Source organism: Actinoplanes sp. URMC 104 (assembly GCF_051386375.1).
GTDB lineage: Bacteria > Actinomycetota > Actinomycetes > Mycobacteriales > Micromonosporaceae > Actinoplanes.
On sequence record NZ_JBPQTO010000011.1, the window covers coordinates 1,050,027 to 1,069,225 of the forward strand.

The 19,199-nt window shown below is 73.0% G+C and carries 17 protein-coding genes; 7 read left to right on the forward strand and 10 right to left on the reverse strand.

What is annotated here, in order from left to right:
- Positions 1 to 111 precede the first annotated feature (111 nt).
- Positions 112 to 1,839, forward strand: coding sequence for a class F sortase (locus tag ACSNN8_RS30685; protein WP_436653453.1), 1,728 nt, complete (start codon positions 112 to 114; stop codon positions 1,837 to 1,839).
- Between the two features lie 13 nt (positions 1,840 to 1,852).
- Positions 1,853 to 2,845, forward strand: a complete 993-nt coding sequence (locus ACSNN8_RS30690; RefSeq protein ID WP_436653454.1) for a VWA domain-containing protein — start codon at positions 1,853 to 1,855, stop codon at positions 2,843 to 2,845.
- A gap of 1,203 nt (positions 2,846 to 4,048) precedes the next feature.
- Here the strand turns inward: ACSNN8_RS30690 and ACSNN8_RS30695 are convergent.
- Genes ACSNN8_RS30695 through ACSNN8_RS30705 form a run of 3 tightly spaced genes read right to left on the reverse strand, consistent with a single transcriptional unit; the run spans position 4,049 to position 5,270 of the window.
- Positions 4,049 to 4,708 (reverse strand): hypothetical protein, encoded by a 660-nt coding sequence (locus ACSNN8_RS30695; protein WP_436653455.1) that lies wholly within the window; start codon positions 4,706 to 4,708, stop codon positions 4,049 to 4,051.
- Positions 4,683 to 5,087, reverse strand: a complete 405-nt coding sequence (locus ACSNN8_RS30700; RefSeq protein WP_436653456.1) for a PadR family transcriptional regulator — start codon at positions 5,085 to 5,087, stop codon at positions 4,683 to 4,685. The genes ACSNN8_RS30695 and ACSNN8_RS30700 overlap by 26 nt, the downstream gene beginning before the upstream one ends.
- A 60-nt stretch (positions 5,088 to 5,147) precedes the next feature.
- A complete protein-coding gene (locus tag ACSNN8_RS30705) occupies positions 5,148 to 5,270 on the reverse strand; it encodes a hypothetical protein (RefSeq protein WP_436653457.1) in 123 nt (40 codons plus the stop codon).
- Between the two features lie 270 nt (positions 5,271 to 5,540).
- On the opposite strand from ACSNN8_RS30705, the gene ACSNN8_RS30710 reads away from it, so the two are divergent.
- On the forward strand, positions 5,541 to 6,545 hold the full coding sequence (locus ACSNN8_RS30710) for a TerC/Alx family metal homeostasis membrane protein (RefSeq protein WP_436653458.1): 1,005 nt from the start codon (positions 5,541 to 5,543) through the stop codon (positions 6,543 to 6,545).
- A gap of 48 nt (positions 6,546 to 6,593) precedes the next feature.
- Here the strand turns inward: ACSNN8_RS30710 and ACSNN8_RS30715 are convergent, their stop codons facing one another.
- The 3 genes from ACSNN8_RS30715 to ACSNN8_RS30725 form a co-directional block, all read right to left on the reverse strand.
- Positions 6,594 to 8,099, reverse strand: coding sequence for a flotillin family protein (locus ACSNN8_RS30715; protein WP_436653459.1), 1,506 nt, complete (start codon positions 8,097 to 8,099; stop codon positions 6,594 to 6,596).
- Positions 8,100 to 8,609, reverse strand: coding sequence for a hypothetical protein (locus ACSNN8_RS30720; RefSeq protein ID WP_436653460.1), 510 nt, complete (start codon positions 8,607 to 8,609; stop codon positions 8,100 to 8,102).
- Positions 8,610 to 8,685: 76 nt separating this feature from the next.
- Positions 8,686 to 9,132: an anthrone oxygenase family protein gene (locus tag ACSNN8_RS30725; RefSeq protein ID WP_436653461.1), complete on the reverse strand. Its 447-nt coding sequence runs from the start codon at positions 9,130 to 9,132 to the stop codon at positions 8,686 to 8,688.
- Positions 9,133 to 9,219: 87 nt separating this feature from the next.
- Here ACSNN8_RS30725 and ACSNN8_RS30730 point away from each other — a divergent pair, with 87 nt between their 5' ends.
- Both ACSNN8_RS30730 and ACSNN8_RS30735 read left to right on the forward strand, forming a co-directional pair.
- The gene (locus tag ACSNN8_RS30730) at positions 9,220 to 9,798 is read left to right on the forward strand and encodes a TetR/AcrR family transcriptional regulator (RefSeq protein WP_436653462.1); all 579 of its coding nucleotides are present in this window, start codon (positions 9,220 to 9,222) and stop codon (positions 9,796 to 9,798) included.
- A 131-nt stretch (positions 9,799 to 9,929) separates the two neighbouring features.
- Positions 9,930 to 11,024: an alpha/beta hydrolase fold domain-containing protein gene (locus ACSNN8_RS30735; protein WP_436653463.1), complete on the forward strand. Its 1,095-nt coding sequence runs from the start codon at positions 9,930 to 9,932 to the stop codon at positions 11,022 to 11,024.
- Here ACSNN8_RS30735 and ACSNN8_RS30740 read toward each other — a convergent pair.
- Complete coding sequence (locus ACSNN8_RS30740) at positions 10,988 to 12,031, reverse strand: NAD(P)-dependent alcohol dehydrogenase (protein ID WP_436655462.1); 1,044 nt, start codon at positions 12,029 to 12,031, stop codon at positions 10,988 to 10,990. The two genes, ACSNN8_RS30735 and ACSNN8_RS30740, sit on opposite strands and share 37 nt — an antisense overlap.
- Positions 12,032 to 12,218: 187 nt before the next feature.
- Between ACSNN8_RS30740 and ACSNN8_RS30745 the strand changes: the two genes are divergently transcribed.
- The gene (locus ACSNN8_RS30745) at positions 12,219 to 13,106 is read left to right on the forward strand and encodes an aldo/keto reductase (protein WP_436653464.1); all 888 of its coding nucleotides are present in this window, start codon (positions 12,219 to 12,221) and stop codon (positions 13,104 to 13,106) included.
- A 52-nt stretch (positions 13,107 to 13,158) separates the two neighbouring features.
- Here the strand turns inward: ACSNN8_RS30745 and ACSNN8_RS30750 are convergent, their stop codons facing one another.
- Positions 13,159 to 13,539 carry a hypothetical protein gene (locus ACSNN8_RS30750; protein WP_436653465.1) on the reverse strand — a complete coding sequence of 127 codons (381 nt, stop codon included), beginning with the start codon at positions 13,537 to 13,539 and terminating at the stop codon, positions 13,159 to 13,161.
- Positions 13,540 to 13,760: 221 nt separating this feature from the next.
- On the opposite strand from ACSNN8_RS30750, the gene ACSNN8_RS30755 reads away from it, so the two are divergent.
- On the forward strand, positions 13,761 to 16,043 hold the full coding sequence (locus ACSNN8_RS30755; RefSeq protein WP_436653466.1) for a glycoside hydrolase family 9 protein: 2,283 nt from the start codon (positions 13,761 to 13,763) through the stop codon (positions 16,041 to 16,043).
- Here ACSNN8_RS30755 and ACSNN8_RS30760 read toward each other — a convergent pair.
- Positions 16,040 to 16,822: an alpha/beta fold hydrolase gene (locus ACSNN8_RS30760; protein WP_436653467.1), complete on the reverse strand. Its 783-nt coding sequence runs from the start codon at positions 16,820 to 16,822 to the stop codon at positions 16,040 to 16,042. The two genes, ACSNN8_RS30755 and ACSNN8_RS30760, sit on opposite strands and share 4 nt — an antisense overlap.
- Before the next feature lie 62 nt (positions 16,823 to 16,884).
- Entirely contained in the window at positions 16,885 to 19,149 is a 2,265-nt protein-coding gene (locus tag ACSNN8_RS30765; protein WP_436653468.1) for a putative bifunctional diguanylate cyclase/phosphodiesterase, read from the reverse strand.
- Positions 19,150 to 19,199: the final 50 nt, after the last annotated feature.

Sequence of the window (19,199 nt, forward strand, 5' to 3'; positions counted from 1 at the left end):
ATGAGTGTCGATTCCTCAGCCGTCCGGCGGACTCGACCTGTGTCGCGCAGCGGGCGTACCGTCGGCCCCATCGGCACCCCTGACCTGCCACAACGATCATGAAGGCGGGCGATGCGCATGCGAGCAGCCGGATACCGGATCGCGGCGGCCGCCGTGGTCACCGCGACGGCGGCCACCGTGGTGTCGGTGCGGGCTGCACCGCCGCCGGAGGCCCCGCGGGAGCTGATCGCTCGGACCGCGGCCTCGGCGCCGACCGGCAGCCCCGCCGACCTGGCGGTGCGGTTCGAGGCGCTGCTCGGGCAGCACGCGGTGCTGGCCTCCAACATGATGCGCAGCCGGGTCCGCGGCGACGACGACTTCGTGCAGGCCGCGAACGCGTCGCTCGGGCAGAACACGGCGGACATGACGGCCCTGGTCGGCCGGCTGTTCGGGGCGCCCACCGCGGAGAAGTTCCGGCCACTGTGGTCGCGGCACGTCGTCGCCCTGTTCGCGTACGCCGGTGCCCTGGCCGAGCAGGACGACGCCGCCGAGGCCCGGGCGCGGGCGCAGCTCACGACGTTCGAGGGCGACCTCGCCCAGTTCTTCGCCGGCGGCTCGCAGGGCCGGCTGCCCGTGGCCACCGCGCGCACCCTGGTCGTCACCCACGTCGAGCACCTCACCGGGCAGGCCGACGCGTACGCGGCCGGCGACTACGCCCGGTCCGACCAGCAGTTCCGGCAGGGCTTCCAGCACACGTACGACCTCGGGCTCGGGCTGGCCAAGGCGCTGCTGCCCGCCTCCGACACCGCCGAGCTCCAGGAGCCGGTGTGGCGGCTGCGCTCCCAGCTCGGCAAGCTGCTGGCCGAGCACGCCGTGCTGATCGAGGACACCACCCGGGCGGCGGTCACCCGTACACCCGACTTCACCGCCTCCGGGCGCATGCTCAACGCCAACACCAGCGATCTCGCCGCGGCGATCGACACCCTGTTCGGCGCGCCGGCCGCCAAGAAGTTCCAGCAGCTCTGGGGTACGCACGTCGAAGCGCTCGTAGGTTACGCGTCCGCCGCGGCCGCGCAGGACCAGGCCGCGAAACAGCGTTCCGAGCAGCAGCTGGCCACGTTCCAGCGGACCATGGCCCAGTTCCTCTCCGGCGCCACCGGCGGACGGTCCACACCCGCCGCGATCGAGGCCGCGCTCAGCCAGCACGACCGGATGCTCGTGCAGCACGCCGACGCGTACGCGGACAAGAACTACAAGTCCGCGCACGACATCGCCTACGAGACGTACGACCACATGTTCGACCTGGCCCGCACGCTGGCCGACGCGTTCGGGGCCGCGGTGGCCGCCCGGCTGCCCCGCGGCGGCGCGCAGACCGGCTACGGCGGCATGGCGTTCTCGTCGAGCACCAGCTACGCGACCGTGGCGCCTCCGGTGCGCCTGCGCATCCCCGCGCTGCGGGTCGACAGCCGGCTCGTCGGCCTCGGGCAGCGCGCCGACGGCTCGATCGCGGTCCCCGCCGACGCCGCGGTGCCCGGCTGGTACGCGCGCGGCCCGCGCCCCGGCCAGCCCGGCCCAGCGGTGCTGCTCGGCCACGTCGACTCCCGCGACGGCCCCGGCGTCTTCTTCGGGCTGGCCGGCCTGAGCCCCGGCGCGCTGGTGGAGGTCGGACGGGCCGACGGCAGCACCGCCGGCTTCCGCGTGACCCGGGTGTCGCGGGTCGCCAAGTCGAGCTTCCCGACCGATCTCGTGTACGCGCCCACGCTCGACCCCGCCCTGCGGCTGGTCACCTGCGGCGGCAGCTTCGACCACGCCCGCGGAAGCTACCGTGACAACGTCATCGTCTACGCCGAAGCGGTCTGACCGCTCGCCGGCCGTGGCCGCGCTGATCCTCGCGCTCGCGGGCACGGCCTTCGCCGGAACGGTGCCCCTGCCGGTCGGGACGGTCTTCACCGCCGACGGGCAGACCTCCGTCCTGGTCGACCTGAGCGCGAGCACCCGCCCCGGCCCGCGGTCGGCCGAGGTGACCGTGGACGGCGCCGGTCGCGCCGCCGAACTCGTCCCGTTCCTCTCCGGCGACCTGGCCGTGACCATCGTGGCCGACACCTCCGCCGCGGGCGCCGGCACGCTGCCCGCCTGGCTCAGCGCGGGCGCCCGCTTCATGCTCGAGGCCCCCGTGGGCACCCGCGCGACGGTCATCGGCGACTCCGCGCCCGCCGCCGTGATCGCCCCACCGCAGCAGGACCCCAGCGGCATCGTCGCGGCGCTCGAGGCCGTACGGCCGCACGGCGCCCGCGACACCGCCGCCGCGCTGACCCTGGCCGCCCAGCAGTTCCCCGACGTGCCGGCCGGCCGCAAGCTCACCGTCGTCTACACCGGAGCCGCCGACGCCGGAGGTCCCTCCGCGACCGCTGTGGCCGACCGGTTCCGCGCCGCCGGCGTCGTCCTGGTCGTCGCCACCACCGCCGACGCCGGCCGCTTCTGGACCACCGCCGCCGAGGCCACCGGCGGCTTCCTGGCCCCCGCCGGCCGGCCCGTCGTGGTGCCCGCCCTCGACCAGGTGCAGACCACGCTGCGGGGCCGCTACCTGATCCGATTCCCCACGCCGGCCCGCCGCCCCGCCGTCGTCCCGCTGCGGGTGACCACTGCGGACCTGACCCTGACCGCCGACGTGCGCCTGCCCGCAGCCGCCCCCGACCGGCCGCCCGGCCGCCGGACCCTCAGGCTGGTGGCGGCGCCCGTCGCCGTCGCGGTGATCGTCGGCCTGGGCGGATGGGCCCTGTGGCACCGCTCCCGCCGCCGGCGGCGCCCGCCGCCCATCGTGGTCGCCCACGGCCGCGCCACCGTGCCGCCCCCACGCGACCGCTGACCCCGCCGCGACCCCGGCCCGACCTCCGACCGCGACGGCACGACCGCCACCGCCACCGCTGCCGCTGTCGTGAATCGCTGGTCCGACGCCAGGTCACCGCGCCCCTGTGCAACCACCGCTCTCACCCCGGACAAGCCTGCCCTTTGCGAACGCCGCTCTCGCCCCGGATCAGCCCGCCCCTCTGCGGCCGCCGCTCTCACCCCGGATCAGCCCGCCCCTCTGCGACCGCCGCTCTCCCCCGGACCAGCCCCCCTCTGCGACCGCCGCTCTCACCCCGCACAAGCCCGCCCCTCTGCGAACGCCGCTCTCACCCCGGATCAGCCCACCCCTCTGCGACCGCCGCTCTCACCCCGGACCAGCCCGCCCGTTCGCGACAACCGCTCTCACCCCGGAGCACCTTCCCAAACACGCGCGACCGCCGCTCTCGCCCCGGACCAGTTCACTTACGCGCGACCCCTGCTCTCACCGCGGATCAGCCCTTCCACGCCCGACCGCTGCTCTCACCCCGGACCAGCCCTCCCCTTCGCGACCGCCGCTCTCACCCCAGAGCAGCTCCCCAACGACGTGCGACCGTCGCTCTCGCTCCGGACCAGCTCACTTACGCGCGACCTCTGCTCTCACCGCGGATCAGCCCTCCCACGCCCGACCGCTGCTCTCACTTCGAATCAGCCGCCCTCGCTCGACCCTGCTCTCCGCACGGATCAGCCCGCCCACGTGCGACCGCCGCTCTTTTCTCTGATCGGCCCGGCCACCCCCGCACGACCGCGGCTCTCACTCCGGATCAGCGCACCCACGCGCGACCACTGCTCTCGCCCCAGATCCACCCGCCCCACGCGCGACCGCCGCTCCCATCCCGGATCAGCCCACTCACCTTCACGCGACCGCGGCTCTCACCCGGGAGCAGCTCACCCACGCGCCACCGCTGCTCTCACTCCGAATCAGGGCACCCACGCGCGACCGCTGCTCTCATCCCGGATCAGCCCACCACGCGCGACCGCTGCTCTCACGGCGGATCGGCCCACCCACGCGCGACCGCTGCTCTCACGGCGGATCGGCCCACCCACGCGCGACCGCTGCTCTCACGGCGGATCGGCCCACCCACGCGCGACCGCTGCTCTCACCCCGGATCGGCCCACCTACGCGCGACCGCCGCCACGGAGCCGCTGGACCGGTCGCCGCACCCGGCTGCTGATCCACGCTCGATCAACCCGTAGCGGTCACCGACCAGCGGCGGGCCAGCGCCGTCGCCCCGAGGAAAGCCGCGAGAACGATGGCCGCCTCGGCTCCGATCACCGGCGGGGCGAGCGAGAAGTCGCGCGACCAACCCAGCCCGGCCGCGGCGGCGATCGCGGCGGCGACGGCGGGTGGCAGCAGCAAGGACATCCGGGCCGCGGTGTGCCGGATGAGAGGCACGCCGCGCAAAGCGACGCGCACGGCGAGGACCGCGCCCGCGACGACGACAGCTGCGACGGCGCCGTAGAAGACGCCCGCAGCAAGCCACACCGGCACGTGCACGCTGCGCGGCAGGTCGAACGCCGCCACGAACACCTGGTGCAGGCCGGTCACCACGACGAAGCCCACGACGAGGCAGACCACCGCCCCCGCGGTCGCCACGCCGAGGACCTGGCCGTACCGCGGCGGCGTCCCCGTCGCGCCGGCTTCCTGGGCGACGCGCAGCGCGAACGAGGCCGCGTCGGCGCCGAGCAGCTCCCGCGGGTCGAGCCCGTCGGCGGCCGCCGCGTCGAGGTCGGCCCGCAGGTCGGCTCCGAGCGTCGCCCGGTCGCGACGGGAGATGCCGAGGGCGCGCCACTCCCGGTCCGCGGCGGCGAGAAGGTCGTCAACGACCGGCGTCGACGTGCTCATGGTCGTCTCCCGGAGGCGGTGATGGATGGACGGCGAGGGTGGCGTTCACGACGCCGGCGAACTGGACCCACTGCTCGCGCCAGGCAAGCAGCCTTTCGTGGCCGGTGTCGGTGAGCCGGTAGACCTTGCGGGGCGGCCCGGTGGGGCTGGGCTGCGACGCGTTGGCGATGAGGCCGAGGCGGTGCAGCCGGGTGATCAACGGATAGACGGTGCCGTAGCCGACCGTGCCGAACCCGGCGGTCTCGAGCCGGCGGACGAGCTCGTAGCCGTGCGCCGGCTCGCCGGCGAGCAGCGCGAGCAGGCACATGTCGAGGCAGCCGCGCAGGAGCTGGGCCTGCCGCTCGGCCGCCGCGTCGGGCTCGCTCGCCGCCGCTATCATGCGCCACATAATACTCACGGTATTAGGCGCCGTCCAATAGTGGTTCTCCGGCAGGGGCGGTCAGCCGAGGGGGCGCCACCGGTGGCTGCGGTGCGGATGCCGACGGGACACCGGGGTCAGGGCGGTCATCGAGATGACGAAGCTCGCCATCAGCAGCGTTCCGAGCAGGATGTCGACCAGCATGGCGGGCCTCCCAGGGCCGTCCGGGCCTCTCCCCCACCATGCGGCGGCCGGCGAGGGGCGTCAACCCGGATGGCGTGATCCTCGCCCCGGACGTGCCCGTCCGGGGCGCGAAGTCGGATAGGCTGCCCGGCGAGGGGAGTACCTCACAAAGAGCGTTGCGGTCACCACGGGCGTCCCGGATGCCCCCGTACGCTCGCCCGCCACACCCGCGGGTGAGGGAGACCTCGGACGTTGGCGCACGGCGCCCGCTCTCCGAGGAGGTTCCCCCGCATGGGTCTCGAAACCGTGGCCACCCCCCAGCTCTGGGCGATCAGCATCGCGGTGCTGATCGGCCTGCTGGCGGCCGACTTCGTGGTCACCCGGCGGCCGCACGACGTGCCGATGCGCGAGGCGGTCGGCTGGTCGATCTTCTATCTGACCCTGCCCGCCGTGTTCGGGCTGGTGCTGTGGCAGGCGTACGGCAGCCGCCCGGCGATCGAGTTCTACACCGGCTTCGTGGTGGAGAAGTCGCTGTCGGTCGACAACCTGTTCGTGTTCATGCTGCTGCTCGGCGCGTTCGCGGTGCCCTCGGCGCTGGCGCAGCGGGTGCTGCTCTACGGCATCGCCGGCGCGCTGGTGCTGCGCGGCGTGTTCATCGCGGCGGGCGCAGCCGTGCTGCAGGCCGGCACGTGGGCGTTCCTATTGTTCGGCGCGGTGCTGCTGCTGACCGCCGGCAAGGTCATGCGGGACGCGGCACGCGGCGAGGACCACACCGTCGACATCGAGCAGATGCGCAGCGTACGGATGCTCCGCCGGTTCTTCCCGGTCACGAAGGACTATCAGGGCAGCAAGATGGTGGTGCGGCAGGCGGGCCGCCGCGCGCTGACCCCGCTGGCGGTGGTCGTGGTGGCGGTGTTCATGACCGACATCGTCTTCGCGGTCGACTCGGTTCCCGCGGTGTACGGCGTGACCGAGGACCCGTACCTGGTGTTCGCCACGAATGCGTTCGCGCTGATGGGGCTGCGCGCGCTGTACTTCGTGCTCCGCAACGCGCTCGACCGGCTGCGCCACCTCAACCACGGCCTGGCGATCATCCTGGCGTTCATCGGCGTGAAGCTGGTCCTGCACTGGGCGCACGGCGTCTGGCCGAGCCTGCCCGAGGTGCCCACGCTCGCCTCGCTGGGGTTCATCGCGCTCACGCTGATCACCGTCACGATCACCAGCATGGTGGCGAACCGCCGCGAGGCCGCCGCCGCCGAACGCGTGCCGGTCGGCAGCGCCCCCGGGGATCGCTGATCCGGGGCGGAGCCGTGCTGCTCCGCCCCGGACGGGCGCTGCGGTGGCTCAGCGCTCGGGCTCGAGCTCCGGCTTGACGCCGTTCGTGGCCTGGGCCGCGCCCAGCTTGCCGAGCAGCGCGGTCAGGTCGATGCCGGTCAGGTCGGTGCCCAGCTGCAGGCCCTGCGCGACGTTGTTCGCCACCGACTTGGTCAGCGACGACGCGCCGTCGGTGGAGATCACGGTCATCTTGTCGATCGAGCCCATCGGCGCGCTGGCCGCCTCGACGACCTGCGGCAGCACGCGGACGAGCAGGTCGAGAACGGCCGCTTCGCCGTACGCGGAGAACGCCTCTGCCTTGCGGGCCATCGCCTCGGCCTCGGCGCCGCCCTTGGCCAGGATGGCAGCGGCCTCCGCGGCGCCCTCGCGCTCGACGGCCTCCGCGATCGCGGACCGGCGGCGCTGCTCGGCCTCGCCCTCCTTGGCGCCCTCGATCGCGTTCGCCTCGGCCAGCGCGGCCCGGCGGGCCCGCTCGCCCTCACCGATGAGCCGGGCCTGCTCGGCCGACGCCTGCGCGGCCGCGATGGTGGCCTGCCGCTGCGCGTCCGCGCCCAGCACGGCGGCGGCGCGGGCGGCCTCGGCCTCCTGTTCCACCTTGTAGCGCTGCGCGTCGGCCGGCTTGCGCACCTCGGTGTCGAGCTGGCGCTGCTTGAGCTCGGCGTTGCGCTCGGCCACCTTCTGCTGCTCGGCGAGGATCGCCTGGTCGCGCTCGGCCTGGGCGAGCGGCCCGGCGGCCGCCGACTTCGCCTTCGCCGCGTCGATCTCGGCCTGGATGCCGGCCTGCTTGAGCGAGAGGTTGCGCTGCGCCTCGGCGATCGCCTCCTCGGCCAGCAGCCGCTCCTGCTCGGCCTGCTGGCGGGCCCGGGCCTCGGCGATGGCCGCGTCCTTGAGCACCCGGGCCGCCTCGGGCCGGCCCAGGTCCTGCAGATAGGAGCCCTCGGCGAGGATGTCCTGCAGCTGGAACGTGTCGAGCACCAGACCCTGGTTGGTCATCGAGTGCTCGGCCTCCTCGGCCACCGCGCCGGCGAACGCGGCCCGGTCGCGGATGATCTCCTCGACGGTGAGCCGGCCGACGATCGAGCGCAGCGCGCCGGCCAGCACCTCGCGGGTGAAGTCCTCGATCTCGGCCTGCTGGTGCAGGAACCGCTGGGCGGCGGCCCGGATCGCGCCCTCGTTGCCGCCGACCTTGACGATCGCCACGCCGTGCAGGTCGGCGCGGATGCCCTGCTTGGACACCGCGCCCTTGATGCTGACGTCGATGCGGCGGCTGGACAGGTCGAGCGACTGCAGCTTCTGCACGACCGGCAGCACGAACACCGAGGCGCCCATGACGACCTTCTGCCCGGACAGGTCCGTGGTGCGGACGCCGTCCGCGGTCTTGGTCACCCGCCCCTTGCGGCCGGTGATGATGAACGCCTCGTTCGGCCCGGCCACCTTGATGCGGGAGAGCACGAACAGGACCAGCAGGATCACGAGGAGAACGGCGCCGGCTACGGCGATCAGCAGTGGTGACATCTAGACCTTTCCCAGGGTTTCCTCGACGACGACGCTCGTGTCGGAGGGTGCCTCGATGACGAAGACCTGTGCGCCCGCCGGGACGGCGCGATCCGCGCGGGCGTACAACTTGACCGGCTGGCCGCCCAGCTCGATGCGCACCTCGCCGTACCCGCCGCCGGCCGGCACCGCGGTGACGACGACGCCGAGCGCGCCGACCAGGTCGTCCCGGCGCGGGGTGGCGTCGGTCGGCATGGCGTGCGCCGCGCGCGAGAGCCGCAGCGCCAGCCAGGCGGTGGGCACCGCCGCGACCAGCCCGATGCCGGCGGCTCCCGCAGGGGCGCCCAGCAGCTCCATGGCGATCGCCCCGGCGAACCCGAACGCGCCCAGGAAGCCCGCGACCACCTCGAGCGACACCGGCCCGTCGCCCAGGTGCAGCACGCTGAGCAGCTCCCCGCCGAGCAACGCCAGGGCGAGCACCGCCACGCCCGCGGCGCCGAGCACCAGGAAGACCACCGTCGCCGTCGCCATCCGCCCGCCTTCCCCGCCCGAACGCCGAGGTCAGGGTAGTGGAGCCGCGCCAGCGCGAGGGGCCCGGCCGGCGGGCTCACATGCGGGCCGCGGCCAGCAGGACGAACGCGGCCACGATGACGGCGACGCGGACGTAGTGGAAGCGGTCCCAGCGCTTGATCTGCTGCTTCCAGTCCGCGGGCCGGTTCTCCGGGGTCCAGGTCTTGTTCAGGTTGTTGATCGGGACGAGCAGCAGGACCGACATGATCACGCTGACCAGCAGCAGCGCGCCGGCGCCGGCGACCATGCCGGCGCCGTCGTCGTGCCATCCCGCGACGGCCCAGATCGCCACGAGGACCAACGAGGAGATGTACCAGACCGGCATCACGGCGCCGAGCATCCGACCCCCGTCGGCGCGGCCGAGCTGGCCGCTGTCGCCCGGGAGGCGGTCGAGGATCGGGTTGAGGACGAAGGCGACGCAGAACTCCACCCCCACCATCACGCCGACGACCACGATGGTGAGCACTTCGAGCATGGTGAGCATGCGACCCTCCGCACCTAGCAATGACAGCTGATGTGGCAACGCTAGCCCTACTAGCGCTCGCTTGTCTAGCGGCGCTAGAGTGGGGGCATGTCGGTACAGGAACGCAAGGAGCGCGAACGGGCGGACCGCGAGCGCCTCATCTTGGCGACGGCCCGCGAGCTCGCCGAGCACCAGGGGTGGGAGGCGGTCACCACCCGCCGGCTCGCCGCGCGCATCGAGTACAGCCAGCCCGTGCTCTACAGCCACTTCCGCGGCAAACGCGAGATCATCGGCGCCGTCGCCCTCGAGGGAGCCGCCGAGATGGCCGCGGCGCTGCGGGCCGCGGCCTCGGCCACGGACGACCGGCGCGCCCGGGTCACCGCCCTCGCCGACGCCTACCTCGACTTCGCCGCGCGCAACCCCGCGGTCTACGACGCGATGTTCCAGCTCGACGGCGGCCTGGCGTTCGCGGTGGAGGAGAGCCCGGAGGCTCTCAAGGACGGCTTCGCCGCCCTGCGGGAGACCCTCGTCGCGGTCGCCGGCGAGGGTGTCGACCCGGGGCTGTTCACCGAGGTGTTCTGGGCGGCCCTGCACGGGCTGGCGACCCTGACGCGGGCCGGACGGCTGCGGCCTGGCGACACCGAGCGCAGGACGGAACTGCTCGTGGACCGCCTCGCGCTGCTGTGACGGCCCCTGGGCCGACGGCTCGCCAACGGCCCGGCCGAGCGCGGGGTGGCGGCCTTCCGGCCTCCGGAAAGGTTCCTTGCCGCGGTCCGGCGGGCACTGCTGGGGTGCAGGTAAAGGCAGGGAGGTCGCTCATGTCCCGCACCGGTCGCCTCGTGTGTCTCATCGGCATCGTCACGCTGCTGCTCGGGTCGGCGCCGGGCCACGCCCGGACGGCGGGAGGAGGCGATCGGGTGGTCACCGGGAGCGGGCACGTGCCGGCGGGAGGGGGTGGGCGGGTGATCACCGGGGTGGCGTACGCGCCGGCGGAACCGGCCGGCAGCGCGGGGCACCTGCTGGATCTGTATCTGCCGAGGACCGGCCGGCCGGCGCCCCTGATCATCTGGTCGCACGGGTCGGGGTGGCTGGCGGAGAACGGCCGCGAGGGGGCGGACGTCGTGGCGGCGCGATTCAACCCGCACGGCTACGCGGTGGCGGGCGTGGCGATCCGTTCGAGCGCCAACGCGCAGTTCCCGGCGCAGCTGCACGACATCAAGGCGGCGATCCGGTTCCTGCGGGCCAACGCCCGGCGGTACGGCATCGACCCGCGCCGCATCGGGATCATGGGCGAGTCGTCGGGCGGCTGGACGGCGGCGATGGCGGCCGTCACCGGTGACGTGCCCGAGCTGGAGGGGAACGTCGGCGTCCGCGGGCCGTCGAGCCGGGTGCAGGCCGCGGTGCCGATCTATCCGCCGACCGACTTCCTGCGGATGGACGAGCACATGCTCGGCGACTGTGTGCCGTTCAACCAGGCGTTCGGGCTGACCGGCTGCCACGCGGACCCGCGGTCGCCCGAGTCGCTGCTGCTGGGCTGCCCGATCGAGAGCTGCCCGGACGCGGTCGCCCGGGCCAATCCGGTCGACTACGTCTCCCGTACGGATCCGCCGCTGCTGATCGTGCACGGCCAACGCGACATTCTGGTGCCCTGGCAGCAGAGCACCCTGCTGTACGAGGCGGTGCGCGCAGCCTGCGGCAGAGCGACGCTGGTGCTGCTCCCCCGCGGCGAGCACGGCCAGTGGAACGAGTTCTTCACCGACCCCGCCGTCAGCGCGGGCGCGCGTGGGCGGAGCACCCGCGACTGCCGCGAGCGCCCCGCCCGTCCCGTCGAGCTCTCCTGGGCGTACGTCGTCCGGTTCTTCGAGAAGAGCCTGGGTCAGCGCAGCGTGTCGACGTCGATCACGAAGCGGTAGCGCACGTCGGACCGCAGGACCCGCTCGTACGCCTCGTTGACCGCGTCGGCGCCGATGACCTCGACCTCGGGCGCGATGCCCCGCTCGGCGCAGAAGTCGAGCATCTCCTGGGTCTCGGCGATGCCGCCGATGCTGGAGCCTGCGAACGAGCGCCGGTTGCCGAACAGCGCGAACACCGGCACCGGCAGCGGCTCCGGCGGGGCGCCGACGCTGACCAGCGTGCCGTCCAGCCGCAGCAGGCCCAGGTAGGCGGCCATGTCGATCGGCGCGCTGACCGTGTTGACGATCAGGTCGAAGCTGTTGCGCAGCGCCTCGAACGTGGCCTGGTCGCTGGTGGCGTGGTAGTCGCCCGCGCCGAACGCCAGCCCGTCGTCCTTCTTGCCGAGCGTCTGCGACAGCACGGTGACGTCCGCGCCCATCGCCACGGCGATCTTCACGGCCATGTGGCCGAGGCCGCCCATGCCCACCACGGCGACCTTCTTGCCGGGGCCGGCCTTCCAGTGCGAGAGCGGCGAGTACGTGGTGATGCCCGCGCACAGCAGCGGGGCGGCCTTCTCGTACGGGATCGTCTCGGGGACCCGCAACACGAAGTCCTCGTCGACCACGATGTGGGTCGAGTAGCCGCCCTGGGTCACGGTGCCGTCGCGGTCGACGCTCGCGTACGTGCCGGTGTTGCCGTTGAGGCAGTACTGCTCCTGCCCGGCGCGGCAGTTGTCGCACTCGCGGCACGAGTTGACCATGCAGCCGACGCCGACCCGGGCGCCCGCCTGGAAGCGGGTGACCTCGGCGCCCGTCTCGGCCACCACGCCGACGATCTCGTGGCCGACGGTCAGCGGGTACGGCACCTCGCCCCACTCGCCGCGGACGGTGTGGATGTCGGAGTGGCAGATGCCGGCGTAGCGGATCTCGATCAGTACATCGCGCGGGCCGAGGTCACGGCGCTCGATCGTGGTGCGCACGAGCGGGTCGGTGGCCGAGGTCGCGGCGATGGCGTTGACGGTAAGGATGACGTCCTCCGGAATGTCAGGGGCGTAGCAGGGTCGTGACGGCGCGGCGCTCGTCCCTTGCTGTGTACCCGTCCGCGGCCCGTTCAAGGGGCAGAACGAGGCCACTCCAGGAAACCTCGCCGGCGACCCGCGCGGGAGTTCCTGACGAGACGTGTACCGGCAGTACCTGCGAGCTAGCGTCGAGCTCATGAGCCTCGAAGTCGTGCTGAACAACGGCGTCACGATGCCCGCCCTCGGGCTCGGCGTCTATCAGAGTCCCCCGGAGGAGACCGCCGACGCGGTCGAGACGGCGCTGAAGGTGGGCTACCGGCACGTCGACACCGCGGCGATCTACGGCAACGAGCGGCAGGTCGGCGAGGGGATCCGCCGGTCGGGCGTCGACCGCGACGAGGTCTTCGTCGAGACGAAGGTGTGGGTCAGCGACTACGGGTACGATCAGACGCTGCGCGCGTTCGGCAAGGCGACCCGCAAGCTCGGCACCGACCGGCTCGACCTGCTGATCCTGCACCAGCCCGCCCCCGACCGGTTCGACCGGACGGTCGCCGCCTACCGGGCGCTGGAGACGCTGCTCGCGGATGGGGCCGTGCGGGCGATCGGGGTCAGCAACTTCAAGCCGCACCACCTGGCCGACCTGATGAAGCACGCCGATGTCGTGCCCGCGGTCAACCAGGTGGAGCTGCACCCGTACTTCAGCCAGCCCGACGTGCGGGCGGCGGACGCCGAGCGCGCCATCCTCACGCAGGCGTGGTCACCGATCGGCGGCATCACGTTCTATCCCGGCTGGGGCGAGAACCGCCGCAACGTCCTCAAGGACCCGGTGGTGGGCGCCGTCGCGGCCGCGCACGACCGGAGCCCGGCCCAGATCCTGCTGCGCTGGCAGCTGCAGCACGGCCGGTCCGCGATCCCGAAGTCGACCAACCCGGGGCGGATCGCGGAGAACTTCGACGTGTTCGGCTTCGAGCTCACGGCGGACGAGATGTCCCGCATCGACGCGCTGGACACCGGCACCCGCAGCGGCCCTGACCCCGACGTGCCACGCCCGGAGCTGTTCGATCGCGCGATCCCGGAGGACTAGCGGATCGTGCGAACCTTTCCTGGATGCGGGCGGGAGTGATCGACGGCCCGGCTCAGCGGGCCAGAAGGCCGAGGGCCTCCTCGACGGTGGCCACGAACTCGCCGGGAGTCACCCGCGCCACGAACACGTCGGTGCGGATCGGCTGCCGGATGCGGCACGCGATCACCAGCCGGTCGTCGAGCCAGGCGTAGGTCTCCACGTTGTCGAGGACCTCGTCCCAGTGGCGCAGCAGCCAGAACCGCTGCCGGAGCTCGCTGTCGTTCGCGTTCAGCAGCCGGAACACCTCTGCGGGCGAGCGCCAGGGGAACGGAGAAGGCGGGACCTTCCGTTGCCGGACCAGCTCCGCGGCGGACCGCATGTGGTGCACCAGCGTCGGCACATAGGCGGCGTTGTCCCGGCAGGTGAGCCTCCTGCCACCCGCCCAGACATCCACCTCGCGAACGTCCGTCGCCTCCGCCGCGCCCGCTTGCACGGCATAGGCGGGAAGGCCGCCAACCTCAACCGCGAAGGTGGCCCGCCGGCCGGCACGTCGAGGCTGATGCGCAGTGGTCACGGTGCCCCAAGATAGCGGTGCGCGCAACGACTCTGACACACCGTTGCAATGGGAGCGCTCCCATGTAACGATGACGGTCAATCGCCCCGGGGAGTCGCCACATGAAGATCCGCGCCCTGCTCGCCGCCCTCGTCCTGGGCCTGACCTGGATCGCGCTGCCCACCGGCGCGGCGGCGGCGCCCGCCTACAGCTACGGCGAGGCGTTGCAGAAGTCGCTGTTCTTCTACGAGGCGCAGGTGTCGGGCAAGAAGCCGGCCTGGAACCGGGTCTCGTGGCGCGGCGACTCGGCGATGCGCGACGGCTCGGACGTGGGGCTGGACCTGACCGGCGGCTGGTTCGACGCGGGCGACCACGTCAAGTTCGGGCTGCCGATGGCGTTCACGACGACGATGCTCGCGTGGGGCGCGGTGCAGAACCGGGACGCGTACGCAAGCTCGGGACAGCTGACCCACCTGCTGAACAACCTGCGGGTGCCCAACGACTACTTCATCAAGGCGCACCCGTCGGCGAACGTGCTCTACGGGCAGGTCGGCAAGGGCGACGACGACCACAAGTGGTGGGGGCCCGCCGAGGTGCTGCCGATGGCCCGGCCGGCGTACAAGATCGACGCGAGCTGCGGCGGGACGGAGCTGGCGGCGGAGACCGCGGCGGCGATGGCGGCGAGCTCGATGGTGTTCCGCGCGACCGATCCGGCGTACGCGGAAACGCTGCTCACGCACGCGAAGCAGCTGTACACGTTCGCCGACACCGTGCGGAAGAGCTACCACGAGTGCATCACCGACGCGACCTCGTTCTACCGGTCGTGGAGCGGCTACGCCGACGAGTTGGTGTGGGGCGCGATCTGGCTGCACCGGGCGACCGGTGACGCGGCGTACCTGGCGAAGGCCGAGGCCGGCTACGACGCGCAGGGCAACGAGAACCAGACCAGCACCAAGATGTACAAGTGGACGATCAGCTGGGACAACAAGCAGTACGGCAACTACGTGCTGCTCGCGGAGCTGACCGGCAAGCAGAAGTACGTGGACGACGCGAACCGCTGGCTGGACTGGTTCACCGTCGGCGTCAACGGCGAGAAGGTGCGGACCTCCCCCGGCGGCATGGTCGTCGTGGACACGTGGGGCGCGCTGCGCTACGCCGCGAACACGGCGTTCGTCGCGCTCACCTACAGCGACTCGCTGACCGACACCGTCCGCAAGCAGCGGTATCACGACTTCGCGGTCAAGCAGATCGACTACGCGCTGGGCGCCAACCCGCGCAACTCCAGCTACGTGATCGGCTTCGGGACCAACGCGCCCAAGAACCCGCACCACCGCACCGCACACGGATCGTGGTGGGACAGCCAGACCGTGCCGGAGCAGACCCGGCACGTGCTCTACGGCGCGCTGGTCGGCGGGCCGTCCGCGCCGGACGACAAGTACACCGACAGCCGCGGCGACTACGTCATGAACGAGGTGGCGACCGACTACAACGCCGGCTTCACCTCGGCGCTGGCGCGGCTCTACGGCGAGTACGGCGGGGCGCCCGCCGCGGGCTTCCCGGTGGCCGAGAAGCCGGACATCCCGGAGCTGTCGGTGGAGACCACGATCATGCAGAACGAGACCCGGTCGACGGGGATCAAGGCGATCGTCTACAACAAGTCGGCGTTCCCGGCCCGGGCCCTGACCGCCGGGAAGTTCCGCTACTACTTCACCCGCGAGGGCGACGCGGCGCTGACCGTCTCGTCGCCGTACACCCAGGGTTGTCCCGGCCCGACCGCGGCGAAGCAGTACTCGGGCACCGTCTGGTACGTCGAGGTGGACTGCACCGGCCACACGATCGCGCCGGCCGGCCAGTCGGCGCACCGCATGGAGGTGCAGCTGAAGATCGGCGTCGTCGAGGGCGGCACGTGGGATCCGACGAACGACCCGTCCTACCAGGCCGCGTCGGGACCCAACGCGGGCGTGCCGCTCTACGACGGCGCCACCCGGGTGTGGGGCTCGGAGCCGGGAACCGTGGACCCCACGCCGACGACCTCACCCACCACGTCCCCGTCGCCGTCCCCCTCGCCGACGCCGACGCCGACTCTGCCGGCGGGCTGCCGGGTCGCCTACTCGACCAACGACTGGGGCGGCGGCTTCACGGCGACCGTCACGCTGACCAACGGCTCGGCCGCGGTCAGCGGATGGACTCTGACCTTCCCGTACGCCGCGGGCCAGCGCGTCACCCAGGCCTGGTCCGCGGCGGTCACCCAGACCGGCACCCAGGTGACGGCGACCAACACGTCGTGGAACGGCAGCCTCGCCGCGGGCGCGTCGGTGAGCTTCGGCTTCAACGCCACGCACACCGGCAGCAACCCCCGTCCGGCGTCGTTCGCCCTCAACGGCACCCCGTGCGCGGTGTCCTAGCCCGCCGGAAGGGCCGGCACGGGGGCGGCGGGCACGGGGGCGGGCCGTGAGCCGGCGAGGAAGGTGAGGACCTCGGCGGCGAAGGGCTCCGGGGCGAGGCTGTGCACGCGGTGGCCGACCGGGATGGTGACGAGCCGGGCGTCGGGCAGCGCGGCGGCCACGGCGGCCAGGCGTCGCGGGGGGATGCAGCTCGCCGGGCCGCCGGAGAGCACGAGCGCCGGTTGCCGTACGTCGCTCAGCCGCGCCCACCACTGTGGGTCGGGGCGGGTCAGCTGCAGCACGATCGAGGCCATCACGCCCAGGGCGTGGTCGCGGCGGGCCGTCACGAAGGTCGTGGCGGCCGACAGCAGCCTCAGCGACCCGCCGGGCAGGGTCGCAAGCCGGCGCGGCGGGGCCGCCACGTCCTCGAGCACGAGCCGGGCGATGCGGCCGGGGTCCCGCAGGGCTGCGGCCAGCGCGGCGTGTCCGCCGACGGAGTGCCCGACCAGGACGGCGTCGCGCAGACCGAGCAGCTCGACCAGGCCCAGCACGTCGTCGCGGAGGCTGTCGAGCAGATAGTCGCCGGTGCGCTCGCTGGTGGCGTGCCCGCGCAGGTCGACGGCGATCACCCGGTGGCCGGCGGCGGTCAGCCGCGGGGCGAAGCGGTCCCACGTGCCCGCGCTGCTGCCGGTGCCGTGCAGCAGCACCACGGGCACGCCGTCCGGGTCGCCGGCCTCGCGGTAGCCGAGGCGCACGCCGTTGACCACGACGGCGCCGACCGTCGACCAGGGGATGACCATCCCTGGTGTTTACCAGACGTTCGGCCGCCGACCGGCCGGATGCCACCGTGCCGTTACGGCCGTCACGCGGCCGACGACACCGGCTCGCGGGTCGCCCACTGCGGCGCCAGCGCGAACAGCTCGCCGATCCCGGCCGCGTCCACCGGGCGGGTGTAGTAGTAGCCCTGGGCCGCGTCGCAGCCGAGCTCGCGCAACTTGTCCAGCGTCGCCTCGTCCTCGACGCCCTCGGCGATCGCCCGCAGCTTCAGCGAGTGGGCCAGGGCGATCATCGCGCGGACCACGCCCTCGCGGGCCGGGTCGTCGACGATGCCCGCGACGAAGCTGCGGTCGATCTTCAGGGCGTCCCAGTGCCGGTCGGCCAGCCGCGACACCGACGAGTACCCGGTGCCGAAGTCGTCGACGGCCACCGCGACGCCGTGCCGGCGCAGCTCGGCCAGCGTGCCGGTCATCACCGCGTCGTCCACCAGGGCGGTCTCGGTCACCTCGAGGATCAGCGCGGAGGCCGGGGCGTCGTGCGCCTCGAGCGCGGCCAGCACCACGGGCACGAGCCGGGGGTCGCTCAGCTGCCGCGGCGACACGTTGACCGCCACCGGCGGGCGCCAGCCGAACTCGCCGGCCCACGCGCCCTGCTGGGCCAGCACCTGGTGCAGGACCTGCTCGAAGACCTGCCCGATGATGCCGTGGGTCTCAGCGTGCGGCACGAACTCGTCCGGCGACAGCAGGCCCCGCTCGGGGTGCTGCCAGCGCACGAGCGCCTCCAGCGCGTACAGCCGGCCGGTGACCAGGTCGATCTCGGGATGGTAGACGCACACCAGCTCGCCGTTGCCGAGCGCGTGCCGCAGCTCGGTGTCCAGCCGCAGGCGCGCGCTGGCCTCCGCGGCGTACCGGTCGTCGAAGCGCTCGGCCCGGCCCCGGCCGCCGCTCTTGGCGCGGTACATCGCGGTGTCGGCGTCGCGCAGCAGCTCGGCAGGGTCGGCGCGGTAGTCGTCGGTGGTGCGCACCCCGACCGAGACGGACGGGTAGAGCTCGATGCCGTCGAGGACGATGGGCTCGGTGAACGTGGTGACCAGCCGCTCGGCGACGACGTCGGTGTCCGCGTCGGTGGCGCCGGGCATCAGGATGACGAACTCGTCGCCGCCGAGCCGGGCGACGATGTCGCGGCCGTCGCGCACCGAGGCGGCGATGCGCTCGGCGATCGTCACGAGCATCCGGTCGCCCGCCTCGTGGCCGAGGCTGTCGTTGACGTCCTTGAAGCGGTCCAGGTCGCAGAACAGCAGCGCGACCTTGCTGCTGCCGTCGTCGGGCAGCTCGGCCAGCGCGAACGTGAGCCGGCGCAGCAGCTCGGTGCGGTTGGGCAGGCCGGTGAGCGCGTCCTGGGTGGCGCGCCGGCCCATGTCGTGCAGCGGGCGGCGGATGCGGATCGCGGCCAGCGTGGCGGAGACGAGCACGGCGAGGGCGGCGAGCCGGTCGGGGCCCTGGGCGCTGAGGGCGGCGTACGCGTCCAGCACCAGCACGCCGGCGATCACGACAAGGTAGCGGCGCACGCTCAGGATGTTGGTGGAGACGTGCAGCGGCACGTTGAGCTGGGGCATCTGCGGGTGCAGCGCGGCCGCCCCGAGCAGCAGCGGCATGAGCATCCAGCCCAGGTCCATCCAGCCGCCGGCGACGTACGTGCCGTTGAGGCTGGCCGTCGCGTAGTAGGCGTCGGGCACGAACCAGGCCACCATGCCCGCCACCAGCAGCCGGGCGGGGGCGCGGCGCAGCTCCATGCTGAGCCCCGCCCGCAGCGCGCCGAACAGCACGATCAGCGTGCCGATCGGGGTGACGACGGCCACCAGCACCGCGAGCGTGTTGCCGCCGTCGTGCAGGGTGGGGCTGATGATGTGGATCCAGTACTGCAGGGCCAGCGGCACGGTCAGCACGCCCGCCTCGAGCATGCTGTCGCGCCCGGCGTGGTGGCTCAGCCGGACGACCGCCGCGGCGGCGAGCAGGTGGGCCGCGATGTAGAGCACGTCGGCGACCGAGGGGAACGGCGCCTCCGCGTGGAACAGGTCGTAGCCCGCGAAGATGATGTCCCCGGCCGCCGACAGCGACAGCGCCGCGGCCAGCATGCCCCAGGCCGCCCGGTTGCGGGGGCGGCCCCGGTAGAGACCGACCCACGCCGCCACGGCGCCGCTGGTGTTGATCGCCGGGAAGATCCAGTTGGTGATCTGGTTCTGCGGCAGCATGATGTACCCGGTGGCCGCCACCGTGCCGGCCAGCAGGAACCACAGCCACAACCGCGGTGATCGCGGTGCGGCGCCGAGGCCGGCCGGTAATGCGGACATGAACGCTCCACTCGTCTCGCCGCTTCTGGGGCGACCAAGGGAAGATCGGC